Origin of the sequence: Pseudomonas sp. VI4.1, assembly GCF_002029345.1 — a bacterium.
Taxonomy (GTDB): Bacteria; Pseudomonadota; Gammaproteobacteria; order Pseudomonadales; family Pseudomonadaceae; genus Aquipseudomonas.
The window spans coordinates 25,473-42,044 of sequence record NZ_MULM01000151.1 but is presented as its reverse complement, the minus strand read 5'-3'; the positions used below and the strand labels follow the sequence as shown (position 1 = coordinate 42,044).

The following is a 16,572-nucleotide window of genomic DNA, read 5'->3' as shown; positions in this document are numbered from 1 at the left end:
AGTCAAGGATTAGGGTGAAAAAGACCATGGGCATCAGGGTACTTAAAACCCTGTAATGGTCATTTATACCCTGAGTCGGATCACCCTGTGGCGAGGGAACTGCGCCTGGCTGTCGATCTGCACCTGGGGCACGCCCCTTGCACACTTGATCTGCGACAACGGTAATTGATCGCCAATACCCGATGATTGCCCCCGGACTTACCTCGACGAGTGCAGGTTGGCGTCAGGTCAGCAGCAAGGTAAAGGAGTGGCTTTATGCAAGTAATTGACCGCCGCAAAGCGATGGCTACTGCGCCGCTGTTACGACTGGCCTTTCGGCCATTTTTCCTCGCCGGCTGCCTGTTGGCCGTGCTGGCCATTCCGCTGTGGCTGGCAGCCTTCAGTGGTTCGGTGGCCGACTGGCAACCCGCCGGAGGTTGGCTGGGCTGGCATCGACATGAATTGCTGTTCGGTTTCGGCCTGGCGATTATCGCCGGCTTCCTGCTGACGGCCGTACAGACCTGGACCGGCCGCCCCGGCATCAGCGGCGCACCGCTGGCGGCGCTGGCACTGCTGTGGTTATTGGCGCGAGTGGCGTGGCTGGTCAACGCACCCTGGCCGGTACTGGCGTTGCTGGAATTGGCATTCCCGCTGGCGGTGGCCGCGCTCATGGGATTCACCCTGTGGCAGGTGCGGCAGAAACGTAACTACCCGATTGCCGTGGTACTGCTGTTATTGGCGGCGGCCGACGGCTTGTCCCTGTACGGCCTGCTAGAAGGTCATGAAGGCTGGCAGCGTCAAGGCGTGCTGACCGGCCTTTGGCTGGTGGCGGCGATGATGGGCTTGATCGGCGGGCGCGTGATTCCGTTCTTCATTCAGCGCGGCCTCGGCAAGGTTGAAGGCGTTACCCCCTGGCCGTGGCTGGATTGGCTGCTGCTGATCGGTTCGCCCCTGGTGGCGTTGTCCTATGCCGCGGGATTCTCTCTTGAGCCCAATCTGTGGGTGGGCCTGTTGTTCGCCGTGTTGGCAGCAGGGCATCTGGTGCGGCTGGTGCGCTGGCATGATCGCGCCCTCTGGCACGTGCCGTTGCTGTGGTCGTTGTACCTGGCGTATGGCTGGTTGGCGGTGGCCTGTCTGGGCATGGCGCTGTGGCATTTTGGCGTACCGGTCAATTCGAGCCTGGCGGTGCATTGCCTGACCATCGGCGCCATGGGCGGCCTGGTACTGGCGATGATCGCGCGGGTCAGCCTGGGGCATACCGGCCGCGCGCTGGAGCCGCCACAGGGCATGACCCTGGCGTTCATTCTGCTCAACCTGGCCTGTCTGAGCCGGGTCGTGTTGGTCCTGTTCTTTCCCCTGCCTGCGTTGTGGCTGGCCGGCGTGTGTTGGGCGTTGGCGTTTGCGCTATACGCCTGGCGTTATGGGCCGATGCTGCTGCGGGCCCGGGTCGACGGTCATCCGGGATAAGCAAACGAACTGATGGAGGCTGCCGGTGATGTATCCCTTTTTACTGGTCACCCACTTGCTGGCGGCGATTGCCTTCATCGGCACGCTGTTTTTCGAAGTGGTGATCTGGCACCGCGCCCGCCAGCAGTTGGCGGATACCGCGCAAACGAGCGCAGACCAAGCGATTGCAGTGCGTTCACGCAAGGTGCTGCATGGCGTGGTGGTGCTGTTGTATGGCGCCGGCATCAGCCTGGCATGGCAGCATCGTGGGGTCTTGAGTCAGCCGCTGGCCAGCAGCTTTGGCACGTTGCTGAGCCTGAAGATCGTGTTGGCCCTGAGCATCATCGGCCATTACCTGTTGCTGGCGTACTGGCTGAAAAGCGCGCGGCTGACGGTTAGCCGTGCGAGCTGGATTCGCCGTAGCATCCTTGGGCACATGGTGATGATCGTGATCCTGGCCAAGGCGATGTTCTATTGGCAGGGTTGATCACGCTGGAAAACGTGTGGGTCAGTTCATACTGTAGGAGCGAGCTTGCTCGCGATGGTCGTTAACGATAACGCGTGTTTACTGGTTAAACGCGGCGCTCTTGAGTCCATCGCGAGCAAGCTCGCTCCTACAATTACGGCAAGCCGGCGAATGCGGCGTCATTGATTGTCGATCAATGACGGGGTTTGAGGGCGTTGATGAACAGCACGTTGTTTTCCAGATGGATGTGTTGCATCAGGTCGTCCTTGAACTCCAGCAACCCGCGATAGAGCGCGCGCCAGGTGTTACAGGCATCGACCGGCGGGATGATGTGGTTGGTCAGGAGTAGCAGCTGGTCCAGCGCCTGGCCATGTTGATCATGTTCGAAGCGCAGCACCTGGATCGGTGGCGCGGCCTGCGGGCCGATGCCCTGTTGCAGCATCGGGAACAGCACCTGCTCTTCCTTGAGCATGTGCCCTTCGAGTTCCTGTTGCATGTCGGTCAGCAGATCGGCCAGGCCATTGGGGCAGCTGCTGCGGGCACCGTGGACCTGCTCGACCCGACGGGCGAGGCGGATCAGTTCCGGCAGTTGCTCGCGATGGCGGGCGTGATAGCGCGCCAGGAGGTGGGCGATCAACGTCTCCGACGGTTCGTTGCGCCAGTCGTGCTGGGTGTCGCCGGCGTCTTGCAGGTCGTGCAGGGCATCGGCGATCAGCAGCGGATCGAGGTCCTTGCCGAGGGCCGCTTCGCGCAGGCTTTTATGCCCGCCGCAACAGAAGTCCAGTTTGAAGTTGTGAAAGATCCGGGTGGCGCCGGGAATGTCGCAGGCCAGTTGGCCGAGGCTTTGTTCCAATAGGGTCTGGCTCATCAGGGTTCCTTGTGTGGATTTCAACGGTTCCCCAGGCTCATTGCACCCCGCATGCCATAGTTAACTGATTGAAAAACATCGATGTTTTTTTAGTTGTGGTGATAGTTACCCTGACGCTTTAGGGTGAATCCAACCAAAGAGGGTACTTACTACCATGTTGCGTGAAAGCCTGGCGGCCGACCTGATTGTCGAGTTGCCCAATGCCGTGCGGTTGCAACGACTGGTCCAGACCCTGCGCGAATACTTCAACAGTGGCGCGGTGGGAATGCTGCGCCTGGATGACGACAGCCTCCGGCCGGTGGCGACCGTGGGGCTGGTGCATGAAGCCCTGGGGCGGCGCTTCGTCATTGCCCAGCATCCCCGGCTGGCGGCGATCATGGCGTCCCGCGAGCCGGTCTGGTTCGAGCCCGACAGCCGCCTGCCGGATCCTTACGACGGCTTGCTCGACGGCCACGTCGGCGAACCGTTGCCGGTGCATGACTGCATGGGCGTAAGCCTGTACGTGGAAGGGCGGATCTGGGGGGCGATCACCCTCGATGCGCTGCAACGCCGGAACCTTCGACAGTCAGGCCCGGGAGGAACTCAAGCGCTGCACCCTGCAGATCGAGGCCGCCGTACGGGTGACCCGACTCGAGCAGGAAAACCGCAGCTTGCGTTTGTCCCGCAGCGATACCCAGGACTTTCGCATGCCCGTCGAGGAGGGCGAGATCCTCGGTCAGAGCGAGGTCTTGCATCAGCTGCTCAATGAGCTGGATGTGCTGGCTGATTCCGAACTGCCGGTGTTGCTGTTGGGCGAGACGGGTGTCGGCAAAGAGCTGTTCGCCCGCCGCTTGCACCGGCTTTCACGGCGCAGCCACAAGCCGCTGATCCAGGTCAATTGCGCCGCCTTGCCGGAGTCGCTGGCGGAGAGTGAATTGTTCGGCCATGTCAAAGGCGCCTTTTCCGGCGCCACCAGTGACCGCGCCGGACGCTTCGATGCGGCCAACGGCGGCACGCTGTTTCTCGACGAAGTCGGTGAATTGCCCTTGGCGGTGCAGGCGAAGTTGTTGCGTACGTTGCAAAATGGCGAGATCCAGCGCCTGGGCGCCGACAAGCCGTTGCACGTCGATGTGCGCATCATCGCCGCCACCAACCGGCACCTGCCGGACAGCATTCGCGAAGGTCTGTTCCGGGCCGACCTGTATCACCGGCTCTCGGTGTACCCGGTGCCGATTCCGCCCCTGCGCGAGCGGGGCAACGATGTGTTGATGCTGGCCGGGCATTTCCTCGAGCTAAACCGGGCGCGGCTCGGCCTGCGCGGCTTGCGCCTGTCGCCGCCGGCCGAGCGCGCGCTGCTGGCGTACACCTGGCCAGGCAACGTGCGGGAACTGGAGCACGTGATCAGTCGCGCCGCGTTGAAGCAACTGAGTCGCGGCAGCAGTCGCACCTTGATCATGACGCTGGAGCCGGAACTTCTCGATCTCGACAGTGCAATGGGTGCGCCGGGGGTAGTGGTCGAGCCAAATGAGCAAGTGATGGCGGATGCGCCGTTCCAGCCCCTGGGGGAAGCCGTCGACGATTACCAACGCAAGAAAATCCTCCAGGCCCTGGCCCTGTCCGGGGAAAACTGGGCCAGTGCCGCGCGGATCCTGGAAGTCGATCCGAGCAATCTGCACAAACTGGCGCGGCGCCTGCGGCTCAAGTAATCGACAGTGTTGATGGCGGTCAAGGAGGTTTGACGCGGTGCCTCGCACACTGCGCAGAACCCACCGGAGATCAACGCCATGCCCCTGTCCCTGGCTCAACTGCGCCGTAACTACACCCTTCATGGCCTGCAAGACGAAGCGGCGCTGGAGGATCCGCTGGCGATGTTCCGACAATGGCTGCAACAGGCCCGCGACACCGAGAGCGCGCCGGTCGAGGCCAACAGCATGGTGCTGGCGACGGTCGACAGCGACGGCCGGCCGCACTGCCGGGTGCTGCTGCTCAAGGGGCTGAGCGATGAAGGCTTCACTTTTTTCGGCAATTACCAGAGCGACAAAGGGCAACAACTGGCGGCCAACCCCCATGCCGCGATGACGTTTTTCTGGCCGGGACTGGAACGGCAGGTGCGCATCGAAGGCCAGGTGTCCAGGCTCGACCCGCAGCTCTCTGACACGTACTTCGATTCCCGCCCGGTGGCCAGCCGCCTCGGCGCCTGGGCTTCACCGCAAAGCCGGCCGCTGGCGAGTCGCGCAGCCCTTGAATCCATGCTCGCGCACACCATCAAACGCTTCGTCGGCCACAGCATCCGGCGTCCTGAGCATTGGGGCGGCTACTGCCTGCAGCCGGACCGGCTGGAGTTCTGGCAGGGCCGCGCCGATCGGTTGCATGACCGGCTTGATTACCGGTCGCGTGATGGCGTGTGGCAACGGACCCGTTTGGCGCCTTGAGCTCCTTCGCGCAAAACGTGTAGCAATGAGGGACCTGTGGGAGCGAGCAAGCCCGTTCCCACAGGTGTTGTGCCTGACGCATTATCCGTATTGCCCTGTGGAGGTACCTCCAACGAGGAATAGGCCCGCTCGCCATTCCGGTTCAGGCTTCGGGCCATACCCTCATCTACGGGAAGACCTGGACATGGCCCACCTGGCGCAACGCACTTTCGCCCCCCTGAACATCGCCGTGCTGACCATCAGCGATACGCGCACCGTCGAGACCGACACCTCGGGACAGACCCTGACCGATTTGCTGCAAACCGCCGGGCACGTGTTGATCGACCGCGACCTGGTCAAGGACGACATTTATCAGATCCGCGCCAAGGTCTCCCAGTGGATCGCCGACCCTCGGGTGCAAGTGATCCTGATGACCGGTGGCACCGGCTTCACCACCCGCGACAACACGCCACAAGCGGTGCTGCCGTTGCTGGACAAGCATGTGGAAGGCTTCGGTGAACTGTTCCGCCAGGTGTCCCTGGCGGAGATCGGCATGTCCAGCCTGCAGTCCCGGGCATTGGCCGGGATGAGCAATGGCGTGCTGGTGTGCTGCGTGCCGGGTTCGCCGGGCGCGTGTCGAACCGCCTGGAACCAGATCCTGCTCGAACAGCTGGACAGCCGCACCGGCCCGTGCAATTTCGCTCCGCATTTGAAAGCGCAAGCTCAGCGGGCCATCGATGCCTGCGAGACACGCTCATGACCGGCCGGGTGTGCGACCTCGGCAATCTGATGCCGGTGGATGAGGCCATCAGCCGTCTGCTGGATCAGGCACCACCGCCGCCCCTGGCGCAAAAGATCGGCCTGGATCAAGCGTTGGGGCGGGTGCTGGCGGCGGACATTCATTCCCCTGTCAACCTGCCGGCTTGGGACAACAGCGCCATGGACGGGTACGCCCTGAGGGCCGCTGACCTGCCACCGGACGGTGGCTATTTGTCGATTGGCGGACGAATCGCGGCGGGTGATCCGGCGTGCTCGCCCTTGCTCGCGCAGCAGGCGGTGCAGATCTTTACCGGTGCGCCATTGCCTCCGGGTGCCGACACCGTGGTGCCGCAGGAGCGCTGCCGGATCGATGGCGAACGCGTCTGGTTTCCGCCCGTAAGCGCTGGCGATCACGTGCGCAAGGAAGGAGAGGAAGTCCGCCGCGGTGATCTGTTGCTCCAGGCCGGCAAGCGCCTGCGTGCCCAGGAAGTGGGCTTGCTCGCCGGTGCCGGTGTCGCACGGGTCGAAGTCTATCGGCCGCTGCAGGTGTGCCTGCTCAGCAGCGGCAATGAACTGCGTGAGCCCGGCGAGTCCTTGGCGCCGGGGCAGATCTACAACAGCAATCGCCATTGCCTGGCCGCGTTATTGCGCGGCTGGGGCGTCGAGGTGCACGACTATGGCGTCATGGCCGATGAGTTGGCGGCCAGTCGGCATGCCTTGAGCCTGGCGTCCTCGGAGTGCGACCTGCTGTTGAGTTCCGGTGGCGTCTCGGTCGGTGAGGAAGACCATCTCAAGCAGGCCATCGAGGAACTCGGCAGCCTGGATTTCTGGCGGCTGGCCATTCAACCGGGTAAGCCACTGGCCTTTGGCGAGTTGGCCGGCAAACCCTGGATCGGCATGCCGGGCAATCCGTCGGCGGCGCTGATTACCGCGTTGGTGGTGGTGCGTCCGTTCCTGCTCAGGGCCCAGGGCGTGAAAGACGTGTTGCCGGTGCCATTGGCCGTGCCCGCCGGGTTCGACTGGTTGCAGCGCAACAAGCGTCGGCAGTATCTGCGGGCTCGGCTGACCCCAGGCGCTGATGGCCAGTTGAGCCTGGCGCTGCACCCGCAGCAAAGCTCGGCGATGTTGACGGCCGCCTGTTGGGCCGATGGGTTGGCGGTGATCGAGTGCGAACAGCAAGTGCTAAAGCACGACAACGTGATGTTCCTGTCCTTCGCCGACCTGTTGCATTGAGGGCAATTGATTGCCGTCAAGGCCATGCCTGCCGGTCTCGCTAGACTGGCAGCGCCTTTTTCGCCCGGTGCGCCACAGGCGTCGATGGACGGGCGAGACGCGATTTCCCATGAGGATTACCCATGCAACTGGTCTGCCCGGCAGGCAACCTGCCTGCGCTGAAAGCGGCGGTGCGCCAAGGCGCCGATGCCGTCTATGTCGGCTTTCGCGATGACACCAATGCCCGGCATTTCGCCGGGCTGAACATGGACGACAAGCAGTTCGACGCTGCGGTCGCCCACATCCGCCAGCATCAGCGCAAGCTCTACGTCGCGGTGAACACCTACCCGCAGCCCAAGGGCTGGGAGCGCTGGCAACGGGCAGTGGATCGGGCCGCGGATTTCGGCGTCGACGCGTTGATTGCCGCCGACCCCGGGGTGCTCAACTATGCCAGCCAGCGCCATCCGCAACTGGCGTTGCACCTGTCGGTCCAGGGCTCGGCGACCCATGCCGCGGCGCTGCAGTTCTATGCGCAACGCTACGGCATCCGGCGCGCGGTGCTGCCACGGGTGTTATCCCTGGGCGCAGGTGCGCCAGGTCGCCGCCAGCAGCCCGGTGCCCATCGAAGTCTTTGGCTTCGGCAGCCTGTGCATTATGGCTGAAGGCCGTTGCCATCTGTCTTCCTACATTACCGGCGAGTCGCCGAACCTGTGCGGCGTCTGTTCGCCAGCCAAGGCGGTGCGCTGGAGCGACGACGCCGAAGGGCTTGAGCGGCGCGACTCAGTGAAGTGCTGATCGATCGCTACACCCCCGATGAACCGGCCGGTTACCCGACCTTGTGCAAGGGCCGTTTTCTGGTTGGCGGTAAACGCTTTCATGCGCTGGAGGAGCCCACCAGCCTCGACACCCTGGACTTGCTGCCGGAGTTGACGGCCATCGGCGTCGAGGCGGTCAAAATCGAGGGCCGGCAACGCAGTCCGGCCTATGTCGAGCAAGTCACCCGCGTCTGGCGCGCAGCACTGGATGCCCATCGTGGCTCGCCGGGCAGTTTTCGGGTCAAGGAGGAATGGCGTCGGGTGCTGGCCGGTTTGTCCGAAGGCAGCCAGACCACCCTGGGTGCTTACCATCGATCATGGCAATGAGGGAGGCGAGATGAAGCTCAGCCTTGGACCGGTCCTGTTTTATTGGGACAAAGAGCAACTCAGCAACTTTTACGCCGAGATGTCGGCCTTGCCCCTGGATGTGATTTACCTGGGGGAAACCGTGTGCTCCAAACGCCGGTCCTTTTCTCTGGATCAATGGCTGGGGCTGGGACGCGAGTTACAGGAATGCAGCCAGGCACAGTTGGTGATCTCCAGCCTGACACTGATCGAAGCGGCCTCCGAACTGTCCAGCCTGCGCCGGCTCTGCGACAACGGTCAATTGCTGGTGGAGGCCAACGACATGGGCGCGGTGCAGCTCCTCGCCGAGCGCAAGTTGCCGTTCGTGGGCGGTCCGGCGCTGAATTTGTACAACGGTCATGCGTTGGCGCAACTGTTGGACAGCGGCATGATCCGTTGGGTACCGCCGGTGGAATGCTCGGCGGCGCTGATTGGCGATGTGCTTGGCCAGGTGCGGGAACTGGGGCGTGAGGTGCCGGAAGTCGAGATCTTCGCCTATGGACATTTGCCCTTGGCCTATTCCGCACGCTGCTTCACGGCTCGGGCGGAAAACAAGCCCAAGGACGACTGCCAGTTTTGCTGCATCAACTACCCCGATGGCCTGGCGTTGACCAGTCAGGAAGGGCAGGCGTTGTTCACCATCAACGGCATTCAAACGATGTCGGCCGAGGTGACCAATCTGCTGGCGGATTACGCCGGGCTGGTGGCCTGCGGTGCCGATCTGTTGCGCCTGAGCCCCCGGGCTGAAGGCATGGCCGAGGTGGTTGCCGCCTACCAACGGGTTCGCCTCGGTGAGACTCCACCGCTGTACGTCGACGGTTGCAACGGCTACTGGCATGGCCAGGCCGGCATGTTGCGCGTCGAGGAGGTTGGCCTGTGTTGAATCGAAAAAAATGGCTGTTGAAGGGTGCCGACCGCTTGTTGCCGCTGGTGCGTCGAGTGCCCTTTGCGGTGCAGCGCCTGGCGTTGCAGCAGGCGCTCAATCGCTGCCTCGCCGAGCCGTTACGCGATGGCGAATTTGAAGTGTTACGCGGGCGTTGGCTATGCCTGCGGATCCCGGACCTGGGTTTGTCCTGGAACTTGACCCTCGGCCGTCAGGGTTTGCAGATTGCCGAGCGCGCCACGGCACACGTGACCATCAGCGGTAACTGGCGTGAGTTTCTGCTGCTGGCCAGCCGCCAGGAAGACCCGGACACGCTGTTCTTTCGCCGGCGCCTGGTGATCGAGGGCGATACCGAACTGGGACTGGCGCTGAAGAACCTGATCGACAGCCTGGATCCTGACGTATTGCCTGTGTGGTTGTGGCGCAATCTGGAACGGGCGGGGAAGGGCTTGGCGGCAGGATAACAACACAGATCATGTAGGAGCTGGCTTGTCGGATCGCCGCACCGGCATCGAAGGCGGCTCAAGCCTTACAGCGCCCATGAAGACGCCTTCGCCGGCAAGCCGGCTCCTACAGGTTTTAACGTGTCCACCATTCAGCGGTTCGCAGCCGATCCTGTAGGAGCTGGCTTGCCAGCGAAAGCGGCCTTGAGCCTTGCAGCGCCCATGAAGACGCCTTCGCCGGCAAGCCGGCTCCTACATTTAGATTTACGTTGTCCCTTAGGCCATCGTTTCCTGGCGGTTTTCTTCCTGAAGGGCATCAGTGGCAATCAACTGCCTGATCGCTTCAAACAACTCATCCCCCTGCGCCTGCGTGCAGTCTTCGCCATTGCGTTTGCGCAGGCCGTGTTGGTTGAGGATCAGGTGCACATCCGCGTGCAGTCCATGCTGTTTCAGGCAGTTCTCGACACATTCCAGCGCACAACCGTCCAGCGCGAAAATCCGCCGCCCCGAGCTCGCCTTGTTGACCAGCGCCGCCACATGCCCGCCAACCCCGACGATGCAGGACATTTCCGCCAGGCCGCTGCGATCCAGACGCACGGCCAGGGTATTGGCCAGCTGGGCAACATTGGAACAGCCTGAGCAGGCGTAAACCAGAGGCAAGGTTGAACGGGGCATAAGCGCTCTCCATGGATGGACCTGTTCAGTGTGCAAGGCCGGTGGTATTGCGCATTGACTGCGGTCAATTCCGTCTATTGGAAGGCCGCGAGATCCTCTTCGGCGAGGATGCTGATATTGCGCCGTTCCATGGCGATCAGGCCACTGTCCACCAGGCGGTGCAAAATTCGCGAAAAGGTTTCCGGTTGAATACCCAGCTTCGAGGCCACCAGGCGTTTGGAGACCTGCAAGACAATCCGGTTGGTGAGCGGGTTGCGCTCCTGGAACAGGAAATGGATCACCCGCCGGCTCGCGCTGGCCATGGTCAAGGTATCGATATCGCGCAAACGCAGGTGCAGGTGCACGCTCATGCTCGCCAGGATCGCCAGGCAAACTTTCGGCTGGTCCTCCAGAGCGTTGCGATAATGGCTGCCCTCGATGCTCACCAGCACGCTGTCCTTGAGCGCCGTGGCGCTCACCGGGTACAGCCGGGCCTGGCTGAACAGCAAGGCTTCGGCAAACGTCTGGCCGGGCTGAATGATTTCCACCAGGTTTTCCTGGCCTTCACCGGTGAGCCGGTACAGCTTGATCTGCCCGCTGACCAACAGGAAAAAGCGCTTGGCCGGATCCCCTTGGTGCATGAGCGTGCTGTGGCAACTCAGACGCTTGAGCATCGCCAGCCCGCAGACTTCCTCGAAGACTTTCTCCGGCAGTTGGCTGAACAAATGGTGTCGGCGCAACGTTAAAACGATGGAAGGGTGGGTCAGCATGGCGTACCTCCGCTGACGATCATAGTAAAGAACACGAGGCAATTGCCCCATGCCTCTGCAGGTCTACCTCGAAAGAGGCATGCCCTTCAGCCCGCACTGCGCAAGTGCTCCATGGCCCACACCGCCGCCTCGACCCGCGAACGCAAGCCGAGTTTATGCAGCAGGTTCTTGACGTGAACCTTGACCGTACCTTCGGTAATGCCCAGCTTGTGCCCGATGACCTTGTTGCTGAAGCCGCTGGCGATGGTTTTCAGTACCTGGCGTTCACGTTCGGTCAGTTCCACCACGGTTTGGCGTTGCGGTGAGCGCAGTGCCTGGGCCATGACCTGGGTCAGGCCCGGGCTGATCACCAATACACCGTTCAAGGCATCGCGGATGTACTGAATCAGGAGTTCGGGTTCCATGTCCTTGAGCAGGTAGCCGTCGGCATCCAGGCGCAGTGCGTCGCGAATATCGTCTTCGGCGTCCGAGACCGTGAACAGCAGCACCTTGCCGCTGTAGTGCATCGCGCGTAATTGACGCAGGGTTTCAATGCCGTTCATCTGCGGCATGTTGTTGTCGAGCAGCACCAGGTCCGGTCGCAACGGCTCGATCAAGGGGAGGGCTTCTTCGCCATGGCTGGCTTCGCCGACGATCTCGAAATCATCTTCAAGCTCGAGCATCTGGCGGATGCCGTGCCGCATCATCGGATGGTCGTCGACCAGCAAGATTCGGTGTCGCGGGGACGGGGTCATGTGACGCTACCTTCTGTTTGCTGTCCAAGAAACTCCGGGCGGAATTCCAGCTGGACGCGGGTGCCCTGGGGCGCCCTGGAAAAAATCTGCAACTGGCCGCGCAAGCTGCGGGCCCGCTCATCCATGATGTTCAGGCCGTGGTGTTCGCGCGGATCGACTTTGCCGCTGAACCCGCGTCCGTCGTCTTCGACGCTGAGCCTCACGGTTTCGCCTTCCTGACGCAGTTGCAGCCAGGCGTTTTGCGCATGGGCGTGGCGCAGGCAATTGGAGAGCGCCTCGCGGGTGATCTGCAGGATGTGGATTTGCTCGCTGGCCGATAGCTGAAAAGCCAATGCGTCGACGTGCAGGTGCACCTGGAATTCGCCGCGGCGGGAGAACTCCTCGGCGGTGTCCTTGAGTTCCTGCACCAGCCCCGCATCGTGAATCTGCAAGCGAAAGGTGGTCAGCAACTCGCGTAGCTGACGGTAGGCATTGTTCAGCCCTTCGCGCAGTTCCGCTGTGACGTTTTCCAGGGTTTCCACCGGTTCGCCACGGCGCATCAGGGTCTGCAGGCGGCTGACTTGCAGTTTCATGTAGGACAGGGCCTGGGCCAGTGAATCGTGCAGCTCGCGGGCAATGATCGTGCGTTCGTCCAGCAGCAGCAGGCGATGATCCTGTTCCCGTTGACGCTTGAGCGACAGCGAGGTGCCAATCAGGTTGGCCAGGGCCTGGATCAGTTGGGTTTCCCAGGCTTGCGTGGGATGGCCGTCGACAAAATGCGCCTTGAGTTCGCCCAGTTCACTGCCCTGGTTGCTGATGCTGAAGGTTTGCGGACTGGTTTCATGGTGCTTCTGACACGTGGCGCAATCGCTGCTGGCGCAGACTTCGCGGATGTTTGCGCCGTGCAGGGCGAGCAACTGCTGGGCCGGTGCCTGCAATTGTCCTTGCAGGCACAGCGACAGGCGCAAACCGGGCAGGCGTTGCTGAAAGCGCCGGATCAACTCATCCAGGCCTTCGGCATTGGCCAGGCGTGTGGCCAGGCTGCGGCTGCTTTGGTACAGCAACTCGAGAGCCGCGTTGGCTTGTTGCAGGTTCAGGGTTTTTTGCCGGACCTGAGTCTCCAGGGTACGGTGCGATTCTTCGATCGTCTCGGCCATGGCGTTGAAACTCATGGCCAACTGGCCCAGTTCATCCTGGGACTGATGATTGACCCGCACCTTGAAGTCACCGCGACGAAAGCGCTGGGTGGCGTCCACCAACTCTTTCAGGGGCATGACGACCCCATACTGCAATTCGTATAACCCGATCAGCAGGACGAACAGGGTGGTGAACAAGGCCATGCCCTGGATCACCTGTTGCCAGCCTTGCTTTTGTTCGCTTTGGCGCTGTAGCAGATGGACGAACTGGTTCAGTTGTTCAACGAAGGGCAGGGCTTTGGCTTGAAAAGCGGCCCCATCGCCGCGTTCCAGCGCCGGGCGCAACTCCTCGTTCCAGTAGTGCTGGATTTGCCCGTAGCTGATTTGCAGCGCGGTGGTCGGGCCATCCTCCAGCACCGCCTTGAGTGACTGGCTGTCGAGGCGATTCTGCAGGCTGTCGGCGACGTTGGCGATGTCTTCGCTGGAGGCGCCCGCCGCCAGTTTCCAGCTCAGGTGGTAGGTCTCCATGCGCACCGAGCCCGCGGTATTGATCGCGGCGGCATCGCCCTGGCTGAACCAGGCGATCAGCCCGGCGCTCAATGAGCTGGCGAGGGCGAGCACGGCGATCAGGATCACCGCCAGCCCGGCGCGAGCGGGCAGGGAGCTGCGCAACCAGCGAATCATCAACGCCGACTCGGGAAAAAATCAGGAAAACAGAGCATAGAGTGCACCAGAGCAGGTTTTGCCGCCGATCCCGGGCGCGCTACCTCTAAAGAGTTGTCGACTGATCCCTGTCAGCAAAAACCTTGGAAGAAAAGCCCAAGCCCCTGATAAACCTAGGGTTTTAAGCCTTTGCAGGACTACCTCCTTGGAGGTAGGCCGCGCAAGCATAGGCCTGTGCCCCCATGGGCTACGTTGATATGGATCAAGTTTTTGCGGGGTCGGCCTCTCTAGTCTGCAGCCGTGGCTAACTGACTGGAGAGCATCGTGACCCAACCCCGTGTACGACAAGGCCTGGTGCTGGGCATGAGCACATTGGCCTTCACTGTCTGTTTCATGGTCTGGATGATGTTTGCCGTGCTCGGGGTGCCGATCAAGGACCTTCTCCAGCTCAACGAAACCCAGTTCGGCCTGCTGGCCGCGACCCCGGTACTGACCGGCTCGCTGGTGCGGTTGCCCCTGGGCCTGCTGACCGACCGCTTTGGCGGGCGCAGCGTGTTCTTCCTGCTGATGCTGGCCTGCGTCTGCGCCGCTGTACCTGATCAGTCACGCCACCGCCTACTGGCAGTTCCTGGTGCTGGGCTTGTTCGTCGGCCTGGCCGGTGGCTCGTTCTCGGTGGGGATTGCCTACGTCGCCAAATGGTTCGACAAGGAGAACCAGGGCTTCGCGATGGGCATCTTCGGTGCCGGTAACGCCGGGGCCGCGGTGACCAAGTTTCTCGCCCCGGCGCTGATCGCTGCCGGCAGTTGGCAGCTGGTGCCGAAAGTCTTCAGCGCAATCCTGTTTATTACTGCGCTGTTGTTCTGGTTCTTCAGCGCCGAAAACAAGGAGCACCGCAGTGCCACTGGCGCGACTTTGCGGGAGCAATTGAGCTCGCTGAAGGATCCGGCGGTGTGGCGCTACTGCCAGTACTACTCGATCGTCTTTGGGGGGTATGTCGCCCTCGCGCTGTGGATGACCAAGTACTACGTGCAGGAATACGGTTTCAGCCTGCAAAGCGCGGCGTTGCTTGCGGCCTGTTTTTCTCTGCCCGGTGGCGTGCTGCGTGCGGTCGGCGGCTGGATGTCGGATCGCTGGGGTGCGCAAAGCGTGACCTGGTGGGTGTTGTGGGTCAGCTGGATTTGCCTGTTTCTGCTCTCGTATCCCCAGACCCAGCTGCAAGTGCAAACGATCAACGGCCCGGTGGATTTCCACATCGGCCTCAACCCCGCGCTGTTCACCGTGCTGCTGTTCGTCATGGGCATTGCCTTCGCGTTCGGCAAGGCCTCGGTCTTCAAATACATCGCCAACGACTACCCGAAAAACATGGGTGCGGTGTCCGGCATCGTCGGCCTCGCCGGTGGCCTGGGCGGGTTCGTGTTGCCCATCCTGTTCGGCGCCCTGGTGGACCTCACCGGCGTGCGCTCTTCCTGCTTCATGTTGATGTACGGCGTGGTCTGGGTCTCCCTCACCTGGATGTACTTCAGCGAAATCCGCAAAAGCCCGGTGCTGGGTAAAGCGCCGCCGCTGACCCAGTCCCCGTTTTCCAGCATTGCCCTAGGAGAAGAACATGTCCGTTCTGCAAAAGCCTGACAAAGGCCCGGTCATTCATGACTGGCGCCCCGAGGACCCCGCGTTCTGGGGAAGTAGCGGCAAACAGACCGCCACGCGCAACCTGTGGATTTCCATTCCTGCGCTGCTGCTGGCCTTTGCGGTCTGGATGGTCTGGAGCACGGTGATCGTGCGGTTGAACGCCATCGGCTTCAGCTTCACCACCGACCAGCTGTTCTGGCTGGCCGCGTTGCCGGGGCTGTCCGGGGCGACCTTGCGCGTCTTCTATTCCTTTATGGTGCCGATCTTCGGTGGCCGGCGCTGGACCGCCCTGAGCACCGCGTCGCTGTTGCTGCCCTCGATCTGGATGGGCTTCGCCGTGCAGGACCCGAGCACCTCCTACAGCGTGTTCGTGTTGATTGCCTTGCTCTGCGGTTTCGGTGGCGGCAACTTCGCCTCGAGCATGTCCAACATCAGCTTCTTCTATCCCAAGTCGCAGCAGGGCACGGCGCTTGGCCTGAATGCCGGGCTGGGTAACCTGGGCGTCTCGGTGATGCAGTTCTGCGTGCCGCTGGTGATTACCTTCGGTGTGTTCGGCTTCATGGGCGGCTCGCCGCAAGCGTTGCCGGATGGCGGCCAGTTGTGGTTGCAGAACGCCGGCTTCATCTGGGTGCCGTTCATTGTCCTGGTGACGGTGCTGGCCTGGTTTGGCATGAATGATCTGTCCAGTGCCCGGGCCTCGTTCAGCGAGCAGGCGGTGATCTTCAAACGCAAACACAACTGGCTGATGTGCTGGTTGTACCTGGCGACCTTCGGTTCGTTCATCGGCTTCTCCGCCGCGTTTCCGCTGCTGATCAAAACCTCATTCCCTGATGTCATCGCATTGAAATTCGCCTTTCTCGGCCCGTTGGTTGGCGCCCTGGTGCGTCCATTGGGCGGCTGGCTGGCGGACAAGCTCGGTGGCGCGAAAGTGACCTTGTGGAACTTCGTGGCGATGATCGTGATGGTCTTCGGCGTCATGCACTTCCTGCCGCAGAACGGTGAGCCCGGCAACTTCTACGGTTATCTCGGCATGTTCATGCTGCTGTTCATTACCACTGGCATCGGCAACGGCTCCACCTTCCGCATGATCCCGGTGATCTTCCGCACCCAGCATGAAAAAGCTTCGACCGGCAAACCACCGGCAGTGCGCGAACAGGCGCTGAAAAATGCCGGCAAAGAGTCAGCCGCGGTCCTGGGCTTCAGTTCGGCCATGGGCGCCTTCGGCGCGTTCTTCATTCCCAAATCCTTCGGCACTTCGATGGCCCAGACCGGCGGCCCGGAGATGGCCTTCTACATGTTCGTCGGCTTTTACCTGAGCTGCATCGTGGTGACCTGGTGGTGGTACGCGCGCAAAGGCGCAGCGACTCCCTGCTAAGACGACCCGAATCCAACCATTGCGT

Annotated in this window: 13 protein-coding genes and 3 pseudogenes; 11 read left to right on the top strand and 5 right to left on the bottom strand. The window is 62.1% G+C overall.

Features of this window, described 5'->3' with window-relative positions; translation table 11 throughout:
* Positions 1-255: 255 nt before the first annotated feature.
* Entirely contained in the window at positions 256-1,446 is a 1,191-nt protein-coding gene (locus BZ163_RS14920) for an NnrS family protein (protein WP_128871544.1), read from the top strand.
* A 28-nt stretch (positions 1,447-1,474) separates the two neighbouring features.
* Positions 1,475-1,912 (top strand): CopD family copper resistance protein, encoded by a 438-nt coding sequence (locus BZ163_RS14915; RefSeq protein ID WP_128871543.1) that lies wholly within the window; start codon positions 1,475-1,477, stop codon positions 1,910-1,912.
* A 172-nt stretch (positions 1,913-2,084) separates the two neighbouring features.
* Here BZ163_RS14915 and ytfE read toward each other — a convergent pair whose 3' ends face one another.
* The gene (ytfE, locus tag BZ163_RS14910; RefSeq protein WP_128871542.1) at positions 2,085-2,759 is read right to left on the bottom strand and encodes an iron-sulfur cluster repair protein YtfE; all 675 of its coding nucleotides are present in this window, start codon (positions 2,757-2,759) and stop codon (positions 2,085-2,087) included.
* A 154-nt stretch (positions 2,760-2,913) separates the two neighbouring features.
* On the opposite strand from ytfE, the pseudogene norR reads away from it, so the two are divergent.
* The 7 genes and pseudogenes from norR (at position 2,914) to BZ163_RS14875 (ending at position 9,627) form a co-directional block, all read left to right on the top strand.
* A pseudogene (norR, locus tag BZ163_RS14905) lies at positions 2,914-4,444 on the top strand (nitric oxide reductase transcriptional regulator NorR).
* Positions 4,445-4,522: 78 nt separating this feature from the next.
* Positions 4,523-5,170 (top strand): pyridoxamine 5'-phosphate oxidase, encoded by a 648-nt coding sequence (gene pdxH / locus BZ163_RS14900; protein WP_128871541.1) that lies wholly within the window; start codon positions 4,523-4,525, stop codon positions 5,168-5,170.
* A 184-nt stretch (positions 5,171-5,354) separates the two neighbouring features.
* Positions 5,355-5,909, top strand: coding sequence for a molybdenum cofactor biosynthesis protein B (moaB, locus tag BZ163_RS14895; RefSeq protein ID WP_128871540.1), 555 nt, complete (start codon positions 5,355-5,357; stop codon positions 5,907-5,909).
* Entirely contained in the window at positions 5,906-7,141 is a 1,236-nt protein-coding gene (gene glp, locus BZ163_RS14890) for a gephyrin-like molybdotransferase Glp (protein WP_128871539.1), read from the top strand. Before moaB ends, glp begins: the two co-directional genes overlap by 4 nt.
* Before the next feature lie 122 nt (positions 7,142-7,263).
* Positions 7,264-8,262: pseudogene (locus tag BZ163_RS14885) on the top strand (peptidase U32 family protein).
* A gap of 10 nt (positions 8,263-8,272) precedes the next feature.
* On the top strand, positions 8,273-9,163 hold the full coding sequence (locus BZ163_RS14880) for a U32 family peptidase (RefSeq protein ID WP_128871538.1): 891 nt from the start codon (positions 8,273-8,275) through the stop codon (positions 9,161-9,163).
* Positions 9,157-9,627, top strand: a complete 471-nt coding sequence (locus BZ163_RS14875) for an SCP2 domain-containing protein (RefSeq protein ID WP_128871537.1) — start codon at positions 9,157-9,159, stop codon at positions 9,625-9,627. Before BZ163_RS14880 ends, BZ163_RS14875 begins: the two co-directional genes overlap by 7 nt.
* A 255-nt stretch (positions 9,628-9,882) precedes the next feature.
* Here BZ163_RS14875 and BZ163_RS14870 read toward each other — a convergent pair whose 3' ends face one another.
* The 4 genes from BZ163_RS14870 to BZ163_RS14855 form a co-directional block, all read right to left on the bottom strand.
* On the bottom strand, positions 9,883-10,281 hold the full coding sequence (locus BZ163_RS14870; protein ID WP_128871536.1) for a putative zinc-binding protein: 399 nt from the start codon (positions 10,279-10,281) through the stop codon (positions 9,883-9,885).
* A gap of 74 nt (positions 10,282-10,355) precedes the next feature.
* Positions 10,356-11,030, bottom strand: a complete 675-nt coding sequence (locus BZ163_RS14865) for a Crp/Fnr family transcriptional regulator (RefSeq protein WP_128871535.1) — start codon at positions 11,028-11,030, stop codon at positions 10,356-10,358.
* An 86-nt stretch (positions 11,031-11,116) separates the two neighbouring features.
* Positions 11,117-11,764, bottom strand: coding sequence for a two-component system response regulator NarL (gene narL / locus BZ163_RS14860; protein WP_128871534.1), 648 nt, complete (start codon positions 11,762-11,764; stop codon positions 11,117-11,119).
* Positions 11,761-13,563: a HAMP domain-containing protein gene (locus tag BZ163_RS14855; RefSeq protein WP_128871533.1), complete on the bottom strand. Its 1,803-nt coding sequence runs from the start codon at positions 13,561-13,563 to the stop codon at positions 11,761-11,763. Before BZ163_RS14855 ends, narL begins: the two co-directional genes overlap by 4 nt.
* 303 nt (positions 13,564-13,866) lie before the next feature.
* On the opposite strand from BZ163_RS14855, the pseudogene BZ163_RS14850 reads away from it, so the two are divergent.
* Positions 13,867-15,172, top strand: a pseudogene (locus BZ163_RS14850) (nitrate/nitrite transporter).
* Entirely contained in the window at positions 15,150-16,547 is a 1,398-nt protein-coding gene (locus tag BZ163_RS14845) for a NarK family nitrate/nitrite MFS transporter (protein WP_128871532.1), read from the top strand. Before BZ163_RS14850 ends, BZ163_RS14845 begins: the two are co-directional and overlap by 23 nt.
* Positions 16,548-16,572 lie beyond the last annotated feature (25 nt).